The sequence below is a fragment of the Erythrobacter sp. BLCC-B19 genome, assembly GCF_028621955.1.
Lineage (GTDB): Bacteria > Pseudomonadota > Alphaproteobacteria > Sphingomonadales > Sphingomonadaceae > Erythrobacter.
On the sequence record NZ_CP117516.1, the window covers coordinates 2,562,880 to 2,577,625 of the forward strand.

At 66.7% G+C, this 14,746-nt stretch carries 19 protein-coding genes; 11 read left to right on the forward strand and 8 right to left on the reverse strand.

Features of this window, described 5'->3' with window-relative positions:
- The 5 genes from PS060_RS11890 to PS060_RS11910 all read right to left on the reverse strand — a co-directional run bounded on the left by PS060_RS11890 (nt 1) and on the right by PS060_RS11910 (nt 4,085).
- A complete protein-coding gene (locus tag PS060_RS11890; protein ID WP_273983404.1) occupies nt 1–663 on the reverse strand; it encodes a glutathione S-transferase N-terminal domain-containing protein in 663 nt (220 codons plus the stop codon).
- Nucleotides 660–1,472 (reverse strand): oxygen-dependent tRNA uridine(34) hydroxylase TrhO, encoded by an 813-nt coding sequence (gene trhO, locus PS060_RS11895; RefSeq protein ID WP_273983406.1) that lies wholly within the window; start codon nt 1,470–1,472, stop codon nt 660–662. Before trhO ends, PS060_RS11890 begins: the two co-directional genes overlap by 4 nt.
- Nucleotides 1,453–1,737 carry a hypothetical protein gene (locus PS060_RS11900; RefSeq protein ID WP_273983407.1) on the reverse strand — a complete coding sequence of 95 codons (285 nt, stop codon included), beginning with the start codon at nt 1,735–1,737 and terminating at the stop codon, nt 1,453–1,455. Before PS060_RS11900 ends, trhO begins: the two co-directional genes overlap by 20 nt.
- Nucleotides 1,738–1,749: 12 nt before the next feature.
- Nucleotides 1,750–2,826 (reverse strand): branched-chain amino acid aminotransferase, encoded by a 1,077-nt coding sequence (locus tag PS060_RS11905; protein ID WP_273983409.1) that lies wholly within the window; start codon nt 2,824–2,826, stop codon nt 1,750–1,752.
- Between the two features lie 701 nt (nt 2,827–3,527).
- Nucleotides 3,528–4,085 carry a hypothetical protein gene (locus PS060_RS11910; protein WP_273983410.1) on the reverse strand — a complete coding sequence of 186 codons (558 nt, stop codon included), beginning with the start codon at nt 4,083–4,085 and terminating at the stop codon, nt 3,528–3,530.
- A 50-nt stretch (nt 4,086–4,135) separates the two neighbouring features.
- On the opposite strand from PS060_RS11910, the gene PS060_RS11915 reads away from it, so the two are divergent.
- Complete coding sequence (locus PS060_RS11915) at nt 4,136–4,900, forward strand: TlyA family RNA methyltransferase (RefSeq protein ID WP_273983411.1); 765 nt, start codon at nt 4,136–4,138, stop codon at nt 4,898–4,900.
- 98 nt (nt 4,901–4,998) lie between these two features.
- Here PS060_RS11915 and PS060_RS11920 read toward each other — a convergent pair whose 3' ends face one another.
- Nucleotides 4,999–5,196 (reverse strand): hypothetical protein, encoded by a 198-nt coding sequence (locus PS060_RS11920; RefSeq protein ID WP_273983412.1) that lies wholly within the window; start codon nt 5,194–5,196, stop codon nt 4,999–5,001.
- A gap of 352 nt (nt 5,197–5,548) precedes the next feature.
- Between PS060_RS11920 and PS060_RS11925 the strand changes: the two genes are divergently transcribed.
- The 6 genes from PS060_RS11925 (at nt 5,549) to PS060_RS11950 (ending at nt 9,762) form a co-directional block, all read left to right on the forward strand.
- Complete coding sequence (locus PS060_RS11925; protein WP_273983413.1) at nt 5,549–6,097, forward strand: TspO/MBR family protein; 549 nt, start codon at nt 5,549–5,551, stop codon at nt 6,095–6,097.
- A gap of 284 nt (nt 6,098–6,381) precedes the next feature.
- Nucleotides 6,382–6,633 (forward strand): accessory factor UbiK family protein, encoded by a 252-nt coding sequence (locus PS060_RS11930; RefSeq protein ID WP_273983414.1) that lies wholly within the window; start codon nt 6,382–6,384, stop codon nt 6,631–6,633.
- Between the two features lie 18 nt (nt 6,634–6,651).
- Entirely contained in the window at nt 6,652–7,251 is a 600-nt protein-coding gene (gene recO, locus PS060_RS11935) for a DNA repair protein RecO (RefSeq protein WP_273983415.1), read from the forward strand.
- Between the two features lie 13 nt (nt 7,252–7,264).
- Complete coding sequence (leuB, locus tag PS060_RS11940; protein ID WP_273983416.1) at nt 7,265–8,323, forward strand: 3-isopropylmalate dehydrogenase; 1,059 nt, start codon at nt 7,265–7,267, stop codon at nt 8,321–8,323.
- 5 nt (nt 8,324–8,328) lie between these two features.
- Nucleotides 8,329–9,423: a glycosyltransferase family 2 protein gene (locus tag PS060_RS11945; RefSeq protein ID WP_273983418.1), complete on the forward strand. Its 1,095-nt coding sequence runs from the start codon at nt 8,329–8,331 to the stop codon at nt 9,421–9,423.
- Between the two features lie 33 nt (nt 9,424–9,456).
- A complete protein-coding gene (locus PS060_RS11950; RefSeq protein ID WP_273983420.1) occupies nt 9,457–9,762 on the forward strand; it encodes a GIY-YIG nuclease family protein in 306 nt (101 codons plus the stop codon).
- A gap of 53 nt (nt 9,763–9,815) precedes the next feature.
- Here PS060_RS11950 and PS060_RS11955 read toward each other — a convergent pair whose 3' ends face one another.
- Complete coding sequence (locus PS060_RS11955; protein ID WP_273983421.1) at nt 9,816–11,153, reverse strand: phospholipid carrier-dependent glycosyltransferase; 1,338 nt, start codon at nt 11,151–11,153, stop codon at nt 9,816–9,818.
- A gap of 45 nt (nt 11,154–11,198) precedes the next feature.
- Complete coding sequence (locus tag PS060_RS11960; RefSeq protein WP_273983423.1) at nt 11,199–11,606, reverse strand: hypothetical protein; 408 nt, start codon at nt 11,604–11,606, stop codon at nt 11,199–11,201.
- A 75-nt stretch (nt 11,607–11,681) separates the two neighbouring features.
- Here PS060_RS11960 and PS060_RS11965 point away from each other — a divergent pair, with 75 nt between their 5' ends.
- From PS060_RS11965 to PS060_RS11980, 4 genes are all read left to right on the forward strand, one after another.
- Nucleotides 11,682–12,266, forward strand: a complete 585-nt coding sequence (locus PS060_RS11965) for a TetR/AcrR family transcriptional regulator (RefSeq protein ID WP_273983425.1) — start codon at nt 11,682–11,684, stop codon at nt 12,264–12,266.
- A gap of 11 nt (nt 12,267–12,277) precedes the next feature.
- Nucleotides 12,278–13,495 carry a trans-sulfuration enzyme family protein gene (locus PS060_RS11970; protein WP_273983426.1) on the forward strand — a complete coding sequence of 406 codons (1,218 nt, stop codon included), beginning with the start codon at nt 12,278–12,280 and terminating at the stop codon, nt 13,493–13,495.
- Nucleotides 13,496–13,593: 98 nt separating this feature from the next.
- Entirely contained in the window at nt 13,594–14,115 is a 522-nt protein-coding gene (locus PS060_RS11975) for a hypothetical protein (protein ID WP_273983427.1), read from the forward strand.
- Complete coding sequence (locus PS060_RS11980; protein ID WP_273983429.1) at nt 14,112–14,741, forward strand: 2-hydroxychromene-2-carboxylate isomerase; 630 nt, start codon at nt 14,112–14,114, stop codon at nt 14,739–14,741. The genes PS060_RS11975 and PS060_RS11980 overlap by 4 nt, the downstream gene beginning before the upstream one ends.
- Nucleotides 14,742–14,746: the final 5 nt, after the last annotated feature.

Below are 14,746 nucleotides of genomic sequence, written 5' to 3' on the forward strand. Positions count from 1 at the left end.
CTAGGCCCCAGCTTGCGCTGGGGTGACGGAATGGGGCCCAAAAAACACCGGCGCATCGCCTTCGGCCCAAGGCGCGAATTTGCCCATGACGCTGCCGAACAGATCGGCGGCGAGCAGGCTGTCGAGCCATGCCTGAAGGCGGGGAAGGGGCTGGGCCGCAAACCACGCCGGGTCGATCGCGGCGAACTGGCGGATGAAGGGGACAAGCGCGATGTCGGAGAGGCCGCGCGCCTGCCCGCAGAGGAACGGCGCATCCGCCAGCCGCGCCTCCAGCGGGGCGAGCAGCGCGAGGGCTTCGGCGCGGTGGTCTGTCACGCCGTCCTCCTCGTAGCGCCCGGGATATTTCGCGCGGTCCAAGTGGTGCTTGAACACCCCGTCATTGACCGCAATCAGGTCGGCATCGTCGCGCAGTCGCCAGCCTTCGGGATCGCTTTGCGCCAGCGCCCAGCGCATGATGTCGAGGCTCTGGTCGATCACTTCTCCATCGGCGAGCACCAGCACCGGCACTGTCCCCTTGGGGCTGGCAGCGATCAGCGCGGGAGGCTTGGCGGCGAGCTTCACCTCGCGCAATTCCACCCTCACCCCCGCCACCCAAAGCGCCATGCGCGCGCGCATCGCATAGGGGCAGCGGCGGAAGGAATAGAGGATGGGCGCGGGGCTCACGCTGAACAGACGGGGCAGCTTCCACCCACCGGATAGGGCCGTCCGCAAGGCTGGCAGCGGGTGTGGGTGCCCTGGGCAAGCCCGTGACCGAGGCTCACGCGCTCGTCGAACACGAAGCATTCGCCTTGCCACAGGCTCTGATCTTCAGGCACCTGTTCGAGATACTTCAGAATCCCGCCCTTGAGGTGGTAGACCTCCTCCACCCCCTCGGCGCGCAGGAAGGCGGTCGATTTCTCGCAGCGGATGCCCCCGGTGCAGAACATCGCGACCTTCTTTTTCCCCGCCAGAAGTTCCTCGCGGTGGGTGCGGAACCATGCGGGAAAGTCGCGGAAGCTTGGCGTCGCGGGATCGACCGCGCCGCTGAAGGTGCCGATGGCGACCTCGTAATCATTGCGGGTGTCGATCACCACCGTGTCGGGATCGGCGATCAGCGCGTTCCAGTCCTGCGCCTCGACATAGGTGCCGACGCTGAGCATGGGGTCGATGGCAGGCTCGCCCATGGTGACGATCTCGCGCTTCACCCGCACCTTGAGCTTGCCGAATGGCATGTCCGGCGCGCGCGAGAACTTCACGTCGAGCCCGGCGCAGCCCGGCAGCGTGCGGATATGGGTGAGGACGGTCTCAAGCCCCTCTGGCGCGCCGGCAATCGTGCCGTTGATCCCCTCGCGCGCGAGCAGCAAGGTGCCCTTGATGCCCGCCGCCTCGCACAGGCTCAGCAGCGCAGGCTGGAGCGCATGGGGATCATCAAACCGCGCGAATTGGTAGAGCGCGGCAACGCTGACGCCCGGCTCAGTTCTTGCGGCAGGCATAAATCCCGCTCATCGCGATTTGCGGCTTGCCGCCCGCCATGGCGATCCCGGTCACGACCGGCTCGCCCTGCGGGGTCGCCGTGCCCTTGTCCTTGCAGGCCTCGGCGGCCTTGGCCTTCAGCAGCGCCTCGCCTTGCGGAAAGGGATTGCCGGGATCCGTTGCTGCGAAGGTGACCGACACTTCGAAGCTGCCGTCATTCTTCCAGATGATCGCAGCGCCCTGATCGAGCATGGCAAGGGCGGCAAGGGTCAGTGATGCGATCATGTCCGTGTTCTCCTAGATCCGCGTCACCCAGCCATGGGTATCTGCGATACGGCCGGTCTGGATGCCGACCAGCGTTTCGCGCAAAGCCGCCGTGGTCTGGCCGATGCCGCCTGCGCCGATGGTGAACTCGCCCTCGGCGCCCGCGACCTTTCCGACCGCGGTGACGACCGCCGCTGTGCCGCAGGCCAACACCTCGACCAGATGGCCGCTCGCCGCATCATCGCGCCACTGGTCGATCGAATAGGGCGCTTCGGAGACGGTAAGGCCTTGCTCGCTCAGCAGGGTGATGAGCGAGTTGCGGGTGATGCCGGGCAGGATCGTGCCGGTCAGCGGCGGGGTGATGACGGTGCCATCGGCGAAGACGAAGAACAGGTTCATGCCGCCCAGCTCTTCGACCCACTTGTGTTCGGCCGCGTCGAGGAACAGCACCTGATCGTGGCCCTTGGCGAAGGCCTGCCCTGTCGGCACGAGGCTGGCGGCGTAGTTCCCCCCGCACTTGGCCGCACCCGTCCCGCCGGGGGCGGCGCGGGTGTAGTCGGAGATCCAGATGCTCACCGCCTTGGCGCCTGATTTGAAGTAGTTGCCGGCCGGACTTGCGATGACGATGAACTTGTATTGCTTGGCCGGACGCACCCCGAGGAAGGCCTCGGTCGCGATCATGTAGGGCCGCAGATAGAGCGAGCCGCCGTCCACCGCCGGATACCAGTTGCCGTCAACCTCAAGCAGCGCGCGGATTGCGCCCAGGAACAGCTCTTCGGGCAGGGCAGGCATGGCGAGCCGCTCGGCCGAGGCGTTGAAGCGCGCGGCGTTGGCTTCGGGCCGGAACAGCCCGAGCGCGCCATCGGGGTGGCGATAGGCCTTGAGGCCTTCGAAGATCTCCTGCGCGTAATGCAGCACGCTCGCAGCCGGATCGAGCGCGATGGGCTGGCGCGGGCCGAGGACGGGGTTCTGCCAGCCGCCCAAGGCTTCGTCATAGTCGATCACCACCATGTGATCGGTGAACACCGTGCCGAAGCCCGGATCGGCGACCAGGGCTTCACGGGTGGCATCGGGCGTGGGCGAGGGGTGGGGCAGGCGTGTGAGTTGCATGGATTGCGCCTAATCCTGCGCGGGAGAGAGAGCAAGATTACTCTTTGGCGGCGCATCGGTCGCGCAGCGACCGCGAGCGCACGCGCGCGAGCCGCAGGTGCTCGATCCTGCAAGGATCGAAACGCACCGAGGACGAACCTGCGGAGGCAGGTTCGAAAAACAAAAAATGAAAAGGGCAGCTTCGCCCGTCGGGAAGCTGCCCTCAACATGGTCAGCGGCCGGAAGTGCCGCTCACGGTGCCTTACTCAGAAGGATGATTACCGAGTATGCTCCGTAGGGATCTTCACCGACCTCGCTACTGAACCATGAGACATCGGATCACCTCCTTTCGCGCTTGTGAGCCAGACCCCGCGTTTCACCGGGGGCCGAGAGCCGCGTTCGCCGCTGGCCTCGGGTGCAATGTGAGTCATTGCGGGGGCACAGGCAAGACTTGAAATAATCTTTTCCGGCGTCATACTCACGCCTCGCCGCACAAAGGATGCGGACTGGCCGCCCGGGGGAAACCTCGGGCGTTTTTCGTTTCCGGCGCGGGTGTGGACAGGCTGGGGATGAGCCTGTGGATATTAATGTATGGAATCGGTTTCCCCTTCGTCATTGCGAGCCGCAGGCGAAGCAATCCATGGACTGCTGTTTCAATTGGGTGCAACGACAGTCCATGGATTGCCGCGTCGCCTCTGCGAGGCTCCTCGCAATGACGAGGCTCAGCGACAATCCTCGATCACCCGGCTGACCTCGGCATAGCTCGGCAGGTAGAGCGGCGGCTCCCCCTCGACCTCCACGGCAAAGCGCCCCTTGGAGAGCGCCATCGCATCGAGCAGCGGATCGTTGGCGGGCACGGCGACAGCGGTCATCTGCGCGCCCCCCCGCTGTGCCGCGAGCGCGCGGTCCATCGTTTCGGTGCGGATGGTCATGGTCAGATTGGGCCGGGCGGGCCTGCCGGTGCGGTTGAACAGAATTTCCGGCCCGTTGGGATAGGTCACGCAGTCGAGGCCGAAATACTCCGTGCCATCGGCAAAACTGAACAAGGCGCGCTTGCCGTTGCCCGGTCCGAAGTCCTGATAAGTCCAGGCTCCCGGCGTCAGGGCCGCATCCATCCACCCCACGCTCGGGCTCACCGGCAGCGGCGTGGCAGGCGCGGGCCGTGTCGGCGTGGGGGCCGGACGGGCGACAGGGGCAGGGGCGGCGGTAGGCGGCTTTGATGCAGGCACACAGGCCGCCAGCGCGAGCGTAAGGGCGAGGAAGGGCAGACCAGCTTTCATCCCCGCACTTTGCGCGCTAGGGGCCGTGCCTGTCCACCCCCGGAAAGCCCATGCCCGACCATCCGCCTCGTCCCCCGAAAGCGCAGAAGCGCCGTGTCGATCAATTGCTGGTCGAGCGCGGGCTGGCTGAAAGCCGCGCGCGGGCGCAGGCGCTGGTGATGGCGGGGCTGGTGTTTGCCGGCGAGACCAAGATCGACAAGCCGGGCCATCAGCTCGCCGAGGATGCCGCGCTGGATGTGCGCGGGCGCGATCATCCCTGGGTCAGCCGGGGCGGGATCAAGCTCGCCCATGCGATCGAGCACTTCGGCCTCGATCCGGCGGGCGCGGTGGCGATGGATATCGGATCATCCACCGGCGGGTTCACCGATGTGCTGCTGACCCACGGGGCGAGCCACGTCTTCTGCGTCGATTCCGGCACCAACCAGCTGGCGTGGCGCTTGCGCGAAGACCCGCGCGTGACGGTGCTCGAACAGCTCTCCGCCCGCCTGCTCACGCCCGAGCATATCAACCGCCCGTGCAACTGGGTGGTGTGCGATGCGAGCTTCATCAGCCTCGCCAAGGTTCTGGAGGTGCCGCTGCGCCTCGCCGCGCCCGAATGCCAGCTGGTCGCGCTCATCAAGCCGCAGTTCGAAGTCGGGCGCGAGGAGGTCGGCAAGGGCGGGGTGGTGCGCGATCCCGCGCTGCACGGCCGCGTGTGCGACGAGGTGCGCGGCTGGATCGAAGGGCTTGGTTGGGACGTGCAGGGCATCGCCACCAGCCCGATCACCGGGCCGCAGGGCAATGTCGAATTCCTGATCAGCGCCACCCGCCGATAGCTGACAAAAGAAAAAACCGGCAGCAACCCGAAGGTTGCCACCGGTCTTTCGTGTTCCGTTCCCCGATCCGAAGATCGAGGCCGAAAAGCCGTTAAGGCTTACTCGGCCGGGGTTTCGGCAGCCATCGGGGCTTCTTCAGCCGCGGCGGTGGCGTCAGCAGCCGGGGTTTCGGCAGCCATGGGCTCTTCAGCAACGGCGCTGGTGTCGGCTTCGGTGGCAGCTTCTTCAGCCGGCTTCGAGCAAGCGGCGGTGGCGAGAGCGAGGCCGGCGACGGCGACGAGAGCGATCTTCTTCATGGTTCTGTTCCCTTTGGCCCTCGCGGGCCGATAATGAGCACAAGCGCGTTATTCGTATCTCCCCACCGCCAACGCGCTTTCGAATCACGGCAGGAATGTGGCAGCATCTAGCAGAGGTTTTGGCAGACCCCAAAGGCTTTCGCGCAGGTCTGCCCAATTTTCACCACAATTTTTCCGGCCGGCGCGGGCAACGCGTGTCAAGGTGGTTCATTGCGGAGCAAGCAGCGCCATGGTTCTTGCCAGCCGCCATGCGTGATCCGACGGTGCGCTTGGCATTGGCGGGGGGGCTCTGGTAATGGCGCGCTTCCGGCAGTTCCGATAGGATCGTCGGCGTGTCGCCCACGGAGAGACCATGAACGTCCTTGCCTCACCTGCGCAATTGCGCGCGAGTTTTTTCCGTTGGGCGCTGTTTACCGTGCCGCTGGTGTTGCTGATCGGCTTTTCCGCCGGGCAATTGGGCGGGCCGGACACGCCGTGGTTTGCCGGGCTGGTAAAGCCCGCGATCTTCCCGCCGACCATCGCCTTTCCGATCGCCTGGACGACGCTGTTCGTGCTGATCGGCCTGTCGATGGCGCTGGTGGCAAGCGCCTGGGGCGCGCATGGACGCGGTCTCGCGCTGGCGGTGTTCGCGGTGCATTTCATTGTCACGCAGGGCTGGACGCTGGTCTTTTTCGGGATGCAGAACATGATCGCCGGGCTGATGGTTCTGGGCTTCGGCATCGCGAGCCTGCTGATCGCCCTGGCGCTGGTGTGGCGGGTGCGCCGCAGCGCCGGGCTGCTGCTGCTGCCCTATCTGGCGTGGCTGTGCTTTGCGCTGGTGCTCAACTACCAGTTCCTCGCCGCAAACCCCGACGGCGGCCCGCAGAACGCCGACGGGGCAGAGATGACGGTGACGTTGTAAGCGGGCAGGGCGAGGCAAAAAGGCGGCCAACCCGGACGGCTATCAATGCGGTGATCGGACGGCGAAGCCCGTCCGCAAGGCCGACCGGCCGCCCGCAGGCGCTCGATCCTGCAAGGATCGAAACAGCGCCGAGGACGAAGGCGCGGATGCGCCTTCGCAAGACAAGAAACACATGGCGAAGCCCGTCCGCAAGGCCGACCGGCCGCCCGCAGCGACGCGATCTTTAGATCGCATGAGCGAGGAGGGTGCTTGCACTTCGGTGCAAGCACCCCCAAAAAGAAAAAATGCAAAGCCAGAACCCGATCATCGCCGACCTCGTCAAACTTGCCAACTCTGCGGCCGGGACCATGGCCGGCATGACCCGCGAAGCCCGCGAAAGCGCGCGTGAGCGGATGCGGGAGGCCTTTGGCGGCATCGACTTCGTCAGCCGCGAGGAGTTCGAGACGGTCAAGGCGATGGCCCAGAAGGCCCGCGAACAGGCCGACGCCCTCGAAGCGCGACTCGCCGCGCTGGAAGCCAAATCCACCAAGAAGTAACGCGCGAGGCGCGCAGCCATGACCCTGCGCGCCTCCGCCATTCTGCTGGCCAGCCGTCCGCAGGGCGAGACGGGGGCGATGGCGCGGCTGCTGACGGCCGATCAGGGGCTGGTCGCGGCCTATGTCGCAGGCGGGCGCGGGCGCCAGATGCGCGCGGTGATGGTCCCGGGCAACCGGGTTGCGGCGGAATTCGCCTGGCGCCCCGGTTCGCAATTGCCCTTCGCCCGGCTGGAGCTGGAACAGTCCCGCGCCGCGCTTATGACCGAGCCGCTTCCTGCCGCCGCGATCCAGTGGGTCTGCGCACTCACGGCCGCCGTGCTACCCGAACGCCAGCCTTACCCCGCGCTTGCCGAAGCGCTCGACGGGCTGCTTGCCGCGATTGCCGTTGCCCCATCGGCGCGGGGCTGGGTGGGGGGACTGGCGGCCTTTGAGACGCTGCTGCTGAGCGAGCTCGGCTATGGCGGACAGGCACCGCTTCCGGCTGCGGATTGGCCTCAGCAATTGGCCATGCTGGGGATACTCGAACGCCAGCTCTCGACCTACCTGCTTGCAGGCGACAGACGCGATGTTATGGGCGCACGGCGGCTGCTGACCGAGCGGCTCCAGCGGATCGGGTGAGAGAACCACACGTATGAAGATTGCAGTCCTGCCCGGCGACGGGATCGGCCCCGAAGTCACGGCTGAGGCCGTGGCGGTGCTTGAGGCGCTGGGCCTGCCCGGCCTTGCCCTTACCGCCGCCGACGTTGGCGGGGCGGCCTATCACAAGCATGGTCACCCGCTGCCCGAAGAAACCCTCAGCCTCGCCCGCGCGGCCGATGCGATCCTGTTCGGCGCGGTGGGCGATCCGACCTGCGACGCGCTCGAACGCCACCTGCGGCCCGAGCAGGCGATCCTGGGTCTCAGGAAGCACCTCGGCCTGTTTGCGAACCTGCGCCCGGCGCGGGTGTTTGCGGGGCTGGAACACCTCTCTCCCCTGCGCGCCGACATTGCCGGCGGGCTCGATATGCTGATCGTGCGCGAGCTGACGGGCGATGTCTATTTCGGTGCGAAAGGCCAGCGCACCACCGACAGCGGCGAGCGCGAGGGGTGGGACGCGATGTCCTATGCCGACAGCGAGGTGCGCCGCATCGCCCATGTCGCGTTCCGCGCGGCGGCGGCAGCGGGCCTGCCGCTTACCAGCGTCGACAAGGCCAACGTCCTCGAAACCAGCCAGCTGTGGCGCGATGTGGTGATCGCGGTTGCGGCGGAATACCCCGATGTCGCGCTCGATCATATGTATGTCGATAATGCCGCGATGCAGGTGGTGAGCCACCCTGACCGCTTCGGCGTGGTGCTGACCGGCAATCTGTTCGGCGACATTCTGAGCGATCTGGCGAGCGCTGCCGTTGGCTCCATCGGCCTGCTCCCTTCGGCCTCGCTGGGTGAACGCGAGACGGCGCATGGCACCTTCGGTCTCTATGAACCGATCCACGGGTCCGCGCCCGACATTGCCGGGCAGGGCAAGGCCAATCCGATGGCAACGATCCTTTCTGCCGCGATGATGCTGCGCCATTCCTTCGGGCTGGAGGCTGAGGCCGCCCGGGTCGAGGCGGCGGTCGCGCGGACGCTGGCTGACGGCATCCTTGGCGGCGATCTGGGCGGCAGCCACGGCACGGCGGCGATCGGCGCTGCGGTGCGGGAACGCCTGTAAGCGCCATGAGCCTCGATCTTGCCATCATCCTGCCGACCCTCAACGAGCGCGGCAATCTCGCCCCGCTGGTGGAGCGGATTGACCGTGCCATCGGGTCGGCGGCGCGGTGGGAGGTCATCATCGTCGATGATGACAGCAAGGACGGCACGGCGGACGAAGCGCGCGCGCTGGCGCTCACTGATCCGCGGGTGCGGGTGATCCAGCGGATCGGCCGCCGGGGGCTGGCGAGCGCGGCGATCGAAGGCTTCTGCGCCACGGCTGCGCCCTATGTGGCGGTGATGGACGCCGACCACCAGCACGATCCGGCGCTGCTGCCGGGGATGCTCGCGGTCTTGCAGGCGGGCGAGGCAGACATCTGCGTGGCGAGCCGCTTTGCCGAGGGCGCCAGCACCGCCGAATGGGCCGCGCCCGAACGCGAGCGGCTCTCGACCTATGCCAATGCTCTGGCGCGCAAGATCACCGGCGTGGAGCTGACCGACCCGATGAGCGGCTATTTCATGCTGCCTGCCAATGCCGCGCGCGCGCTGGTGCCGCGGCTGACGGGGATCGGGTTCAAGATCCTGCTCGACCTGCTGGCAACCTCGGACACGACCATGCGGGTCAGGGAATTTCCGCTCAATTTCGCCGCCCGCCGCGAAGGAGAAAGCAAGCTGGACCGCGCCATTCTGTTCGATTTCCTCGCCGGGCTGTATGACAAGACGCTCGGCAAGGTGATCCCGACCCGCTTTGCCCTGTTCGGCACCGTCGGCGCGCTGGGCGTGGTGGTGCACTTTGCGGTGCTGACGAGCCTCTTGTTCGCCATCGGCCACCGCTTCGCCATCGCCCAGACCGCGGCGGTGCTGGTGGCGATGAGCTTCAACTTCTGGCTCAACAACTGGCTGACCTATCGCGACAAGCGGCTGGTGGGCTGGGCGGCGCTGCTGCGCGGCTGGCTGGGCTTTATCGCGACCTGCGCGGTGGGCGGCTTTGCCAACGTGGCGATTGCGACCTTCCTGGAAGGCAAGGGCCTGTTCTGGGCGCTCGCTGCGCTGGCGGGGATCGTGGTGGGATCGGTGTGGAACTACGCCCTGTCGAGCCGGTTCGTGTGGGGGAGGTTCTGACCCCTCGTCATTGCGAGCGAAGCGAAGCAATCCATGGACCGGAACCGGCATTTCCAGCCCGCCGTCTACATCATGGCGAACCACAAGAGCGGGACGATTTACGTCGGCGTCACTTCCGACTTGCCCAAGCGAGCCTGGCAGCACCGTGAAGGTGTAGTCGAGGGCTTTACCCGCAGATATGGCTGCAAACGTTTGGTCTGGTTCGAGCTTCACTCGACCATGGAATACGCCATCATGCGCGAGAAGCAGATCAAGGGCGGTTCACGCGGCAAGAAGATCGCGCTGATCGAGGCGGCTAATCCTGAATGGCGGGATTTGTTCTTCGAGTTGAGTTCTTAGTCCATGGATTGCTTCCCCCGGATCAAGTCCGGGGTCGCAATGACGAGGCTACCTCACCTCCACCCATCCCACCACATCCACAGGGTGTAGCTGTCCGGCCCGGCGAGCGGCAGGGCGGCGAGGATGGGGAAGAACCATGCGAACACCGCCACTGATGCCGCCGGGATGCCGAGCGCGAGCCACTTGCCGCGCCGCCAGCGTCTGAGGTCGCTGCACGCCAGCGCCAGCGCCGCCAGCAGGAAGAAGCTCGGTGCGAAATAGTGGTAGTAGAACTGCACCGGCTTGGGCGCGATCAGCCACAGGCCGAGGCTGGCGGCATAGCCCAGCGCCGCCGCCAGCCGCGCCCAATCTTTCGCCCACACCCCGCGCAGCAGGCACCACGCCAGCGCCGGCAGGCCGAGCAGCATCGTCACCGGATTGCCGATCAGCAGCACCCCGCGCTGTGCCCCGTCGACGGGTTCATAAAGATACCAGATCCCGCGCGCATTCAGCACCCATTGCGGCCAGGTGCTCATGTAGCGGTGCGGGGTCATCAGCTGGCTTTGCAAGGCAAAGATTTCGCGGTGGAAGGCGATCAAGCCCTGCTCGGCGAGCGGGGAGGGGTGGAGATACTCCGCCAGCCAATATCCCGGCGCAAAGGTCGCCGCATAGGTCGCCAGCGGCAGCAGGCCGAGCCACACGAAGGCCTCGATCAGCGTCACCCCCGGCACCGGCGCGCCCCGGCGGCTGAGCAGCAGGCGGCGGCGTCCGGCCATGGCGCGGGCGGCGAAGAAGGTCAGCCCCGGCACCATCGCGAGGGGTATCGCATTCCACTTCGCCCCCAGCGCCAGCCCGATGGCAATCCCCGTCAGCGCCAGCCGCCAGCGGCCTTGCTCTGGCCGGGCGCAGGCAACCGCGAACTGCCATGCGGCGACCGCCAGCGCCGTCACCATCACGATGTCGAGCATTGCGATGCGGGTGTGGATGAAGAGCGGAAAGCCCGTTCCCAGCAGCACCGCGAAGGCGAGCGTGGCGAAGCGATCATGGCTGGCGTGCCACAGCGCGCGAACGCTGGCGATGAAGGCGAGCACGCCGCACAGCCACGGCATGATCCGCCAGCCCAGCGGATTGTCGCCCAGCAGAGCAAGCCCTGCCGCGATCAGCGTCTTGGCGAACAGCGGATGCTCGCGGTTGATATAGGCGCCCTCGCCCGTCTGCCACAGCGAGAGAATCTCGCGCGCCGCGGGAAGGTAGTGCACCTCGTCGAAATAGGGGATCGACGGGGTCGCCAGCCGCCACCCGGCAACAAGGGCATAGAGCCCGGTCAGCGCGAGACACCACCGCAGCGGATCGCGCGGGCGCGGCGGCGGCGGGGCGGCGGCGGGAGAGGAGGGCGCTTGCGCTTCGGCCATGGCGGGGCCGCGCTTAGGCAGCGACAGCCCCGAGAGCAAGCGCGATCAGTCTGCGCGCGGGCCTGCCTGCCGCTCCAGCCAGAACAGTCGCGCGGCCATCGCAAGCAGGCCAATGCTGGCGGTGGCGAGGATCAACAGCACCCACGCCCACAGGTTCATGCCGACAGCACGCGCCCGCGGCAGGATCAGGAAGACAGCGATGCTCAGCGAAAACAGCAGATCCCACCACACCTGCACGCCCCACAGGTTGCTGGTGTGATTGACGATCACCGGCATCACCCCTTCGCTCGCAATGGTGACGGCAGTGAAAGCGGCAAAGCCCGCGGCCAGCGCCCCTGCCAGCACGGCATTGCCCGGCGCTTGCGGGCGCAGGGTGATGGACAGGATCGCGGCAACGGCAAACACCAGCCCGCCACCGGCAAGCGCAATGAAGGGGGTCAGGCTTTCGGGCATGGCGGTTTCTCTCTGAATATGTAGCGAGTGCTACGCGGGCTTGTAGCGTGATGTAGCGAACGCTACAAGAGGGCAATGCGCGAGACTGCCCGCCGCCCCTCTGCCAGACTGCCGATGTCGAAAGACACGCTGCTGCCGCTGCTGGCTGCCCATGTCCTTGCGCATGGTCTGGGCGGGGCGAGCCTGCGTCCTCTGGCCAAGGCGGCGGGGACGAGCGACCGGATGCTGCTCTACCACTTCGGCACCAAGGAGGCGCTGATTGCCGACCTGCTGGCCTATCTTGCGCGCATCTATGCAGGCACGCTCGATGCCGCGCTGGCGGGCGAGCGTCCGCAGACACGCGGGCAGGCGCTGGCGCGCATTCTGAAACACGCACGCGGCCCCGATATGCTCCCCTTCATGCAGCTTTGGTGGGAAATCGTCGCCGGTGCAGCGCGCGGGGTCGAGGGCTATCGTCCGGCCGCCCATGCGATGATGGCCGAACTGCTCGGTTGGCTCGAAGGGCAGATGCCGCAAGGCGATCCTGACCCCAAAGGCGGCGCGCGCTATCTGCTGACGCTGATCGAGGGCACGCTGATGCTGGCGGCAATCGGCCATGCCGATGTGGCGCGTGACGGAATCGAAGCAGGTCTGCTTGCGGGCGGGCGCGCCCCGTCCTAGAGACGCGCCCCATGAAGAAGACCACCGGCATGGACCGCGCCGCCACAAAGAACTGGCGCCCCGCAACCCGCGCGCTGCGCGGCGGCACCTGGCGCTCCGAACATGGGGAGACCAGCGAGGCGCTGTTCCTCTCTTCGGGCTATACCTATGACGATGCGGCGACGGTCGCCGCACGCTTCGCGGGCGAGGCCGAGGGGATGACCTATTCGCGCCTCCAGAACCCGACGGTGGCGATGCTGGAAGAACGTATCGCGCTGATCGAGGGGGCGGAAGCCTGCCGCACGCAGGCGAGCGGGATGGCGGCGATGACGGCGGCGCTCTTGTGCCAGCTTTCGGCGGGCGATCATGTCGTTGCCGCGCGCGCCGCGTTTGGCTCGTGCCGCTGGCTGGTCGATACCCTGCTGCCGAAGTTCGGGATCGAGACCACCGTGATCGACAGCGCCGATAACGCCGCGTGGGAAGCCGCGATCCGGCCCAATACCAAGGTGTTCTTCTTCGAGACGCCCGCCAACCCGACGCTCGATGTGGTTGATCTGGCTTACGTTTGCGGCCTCGCCCGCGCGCACGGGATCACCTCTGTGGTCGACAATGCCTTCGCCTCGCCCGTGCTCCAGCGCCCGATGGAGTTCGGCGCGGATGTGGTGGCCTATTCTGCCACCAAGCTGATGGACGGGCAGGGCCGCGTGCTGGCAGGCGCGATCTGTGCGAGCAAGCAGTGGATCGACGAGGTGTTGATGCCGTTCCAGCGCAACACCGGCCCGACGCTTTCGGCCTTCAACGCCTGGGTGGTGCTGAAGGGGCTGGAGACGCTGCCGATGCGCGCCTTCAAGCAGTCGGAGCAAGCAGTCGCGCTCGGCCAGTTCCTCGAACCGCGGGTGCAAGCGGCGGGCGGCCATCTGCTCCACCCCGGCCTGCCGAGCCACCCGCAGCACAATCTCGCGATCTCGCAAATGGACGCTACGGGTCCGATCTTCGCGCTCGATGTCGGCACCCGCGCGCGGGCCTTTGCGATCCTCGATGCGCTCAAGCTGGTCGATATCTCGAACAATATCGGCGATGCGCGCAGTCTGATGTGCCACCCGGCCTCGACCACCCACGCCGGCCTGACCGACGATGCGCGCAAGGCGATGGGCGTGACCGAAGGCCTGCTGCGCATCAATGTGGGCCTTGAGGACATCGAGGACCTCACCGAAGACATGGACCAGGCGCTCGCGGCGGCGGGGATGTGACTGGGGGGCGGACTCTCTTATTGGCGCTCATTGCGCTGGCGCCAGCGGGGTGCGGGAACGCGGTTTATCGCGCCGCCGAACCGTCAGAACCTGCCGCCATGCCTTCCCCCTCTCCTAGCGTTGCATCTGCCGCGGCCTCGCTGGGCCGCGATGAAGAGGCAACGCCGACCGAACAGGCCTTCGCTGATGCCGTCACCGCTGTTGCCCGCAGCCTCGGCAGCGACGACCCCGAAGCGACTTCGGCCCGCCCCGACGATGTGTTCGCGCCACTGCGGAACGCCGGGCTGGCGGGCGCTGGCTTCGACGGCCAGGTCGACCATTTCGGCTGGATCACCCCGCGCCGCCCCTTGCGCTTCCTCGGCTACGACGTCGCGCTTGTTTTCGCCGAGGAAATGCGCGCTGGAATCGTGGGTTGCTGCGTCAATGACGGCGTGACACTCATATTGGCACCGGGCGGTGATCGCGCCGCCGTGGAGCGATTCGCTGAGGCGCAGCGCTGCAAGATCGAACCGGCCAGCCGGAACACCCGCTTTGAAATGGCGACCTACGACAATTCGGCGTTGAGGGCCCGACGGGGCCTGATCGCGCTGAGCTGCCATGCAGGAGACATGATGGAATGACCAAACGCGTTGAACTCGTCTTCGATTTCGTCAGCCCCAATGCCTACCTGATCTGGTGGCCGCTGCGCGAACTGCTTGATCGCTATGAGGCCGAACTCGACGTGATCCCCGTCTTCCTCGGCGGGATGCACAAGCTCACCGGCAATGCCCCGCCGATGATCCGTGACGCCGAGGTCAAGGGCAAGAACGAATACGCGATGCTGGAAATGCAGCGTTTCATCGCGAAGCACGGCCTCACCCGCTATCGCCTGCATCCGCAATTCCCCTTCAATTCGATCCTGCTCCAGCGGATGCTCTACGCCGCCGATCAGGACGGACGCGGGGTGCAGTTTGCAGAAGGCCTGCTGCGCCCGATCTGGGAAGACGGACTGGACATCGCCTCGCCCGAGGCGATCGGCGCGGTGCTGGCGGAAGCGGGCTTCGATGCCGCCGACCTCTTCGCCCGCGCACAGACCGACGCGGTCAAGCAAGGCCTTGCCGCCAACACCGATGCCGTGGTCGCGCGCGGGGCTTTCGGGATCCCGACGATGTTCGTGGGCGCGTCGAAGGGTTCGGGGGGCGAGGGCGAAATCTTCTTCGGCAAGGAACGCCTCGGCCAGATCGAGGAACTGCTCGCCAAGGGTTGACCGTC

Excerpts from the sequence above, each read along its gene's own strand:
- trhO (WP_273983406.1), bottom strand. The coding sequence starts at position 1,472 with ATGCCTGCCGCAAGAACTGAGCCGGGCGTCAGCGTTGCCGCGCTCTAC.
- PS060_RS11900 (WP_273983407.1), bottom strand. The coding sequence starts at position 1,737 with ATGATCGCATCACTGACCCTTGCCGCCCTTGCCATGCTCGATCAGGGC.
- PS060_RS11905 (WP_273983409.1), bottom strand. The coding sequence starts at position 2,826 with ATGCAACTCACACGCCTGCCCCACCCCTCGCCCACGCCCGATGCCACC.
- PS060_RS11910 (WP_273983410.1), bottom strand. The coding sequence starts at position 4,085 with ATGAAAGCTGGTCTGCCCTTCCTCGCCCTTACGCTCGCGCTGGCGGCC.
- PS060_RS11915 (WP_273983411.1), top strand. The coding sequence starts at position 4,136 with ATGCCCGACCATCCGCCTCGTCCCCCGAAAGCGCAGAAGCGCCGTGTC.
- PS060_RS11920 (WP_273983412.1), bottom strand. The coding sequence starts at position 5,196 with ATGAAGAAGATCGCTCTCGTCGCCGTCGCCGGCCTCGCTCTCGCCACC.
- PS060_RS11925 (WP_273983413.1), top strand. The coding sequence starts at position 5,549 with ATGAACGTCCTTGCCTCACCTGCGCAATTGCGCGCGAGTTTTTTCCGT.
- PS060_RS11930 (WP_273983414.1), top strand. The coding sequence starts at position 6,382 with ATGCAAAGCCAGAACCCGATCATCGCCGACCTCGTCAAACTTGCCAAC.
- recO (WP_273983415.1), top strand. The coding sequence starts at position 6,652 with ATGACCCTGCGCGCCTCCGCCATTCTGCTGGCCAGCCGTCCGCAGGGC.
- leuB (WP_273983416.1), top strand. The coding sequence starts at position 7,265 with ATGAAGATTGCAGTCCTGCCCGGCGACGGGATCGGCCCCGAAGTCACG.
- PS060_RS11945 (WP_273983418.1), top strand. The coding sequence starts at position 8,329 with ATGAGCCTCGATCTTGCCATCATCCTGCCGACCCTCAACGAGCGCGGC.
- PS060_RS11950 (WP_273983420.1), top strand. The coding sequence starts at position 9,457 with ATGGACCGGAACCGGCATTTCCAGCCCGCCGTCTACATCATGGCGAAC.
- PS060_RS11955 (WP_273983421.1), bottom strand. The coding sequence starts at position 11,153 with ATGGCCGAAGCGCAAGCGCCCTCCTCTCCCGCCGCCGCCCCGCCGCCG.
- PS060_RS11960 (WP_273983423.1), bottom strand. The coding sequence starts at position 11,606 with ATGCCCGAAAGCCTGACCCCCTTCATTGCGCTTGCCGGTGGCGGGCTG.
- PS060_RS11965 (WP_273983425.1), top strand. The coding sequence starts at position 11,682 with ATGCGCGAGACTGCCCGCCGCCCCTCTGCCAGACTGCCGATGTCGAAA.
- PS060_RS11970 (WP_273983426.1), top strand. The coding sequence starts at position 12,278 with ATGAAGAAGACCACCGGCATGGACCGCGCCGCCACAAAGAACTGGCGC.
- PS060_RS11975 (WP_273983427.1), top strand. The coding sequence starts at position 13,594 with ATGCCTTCCCCCTCTCCTAGCGTTGCATCTGCCGCGGCCTCGCTGGGC.
- PS060_RS11980 (WP_273983429.1), top strand. The coding sequence starts at position 14,112 with ATGACCAAACGCGTTGAACTCGTCTTCGATTTCGTCAGCCCCAATGCC.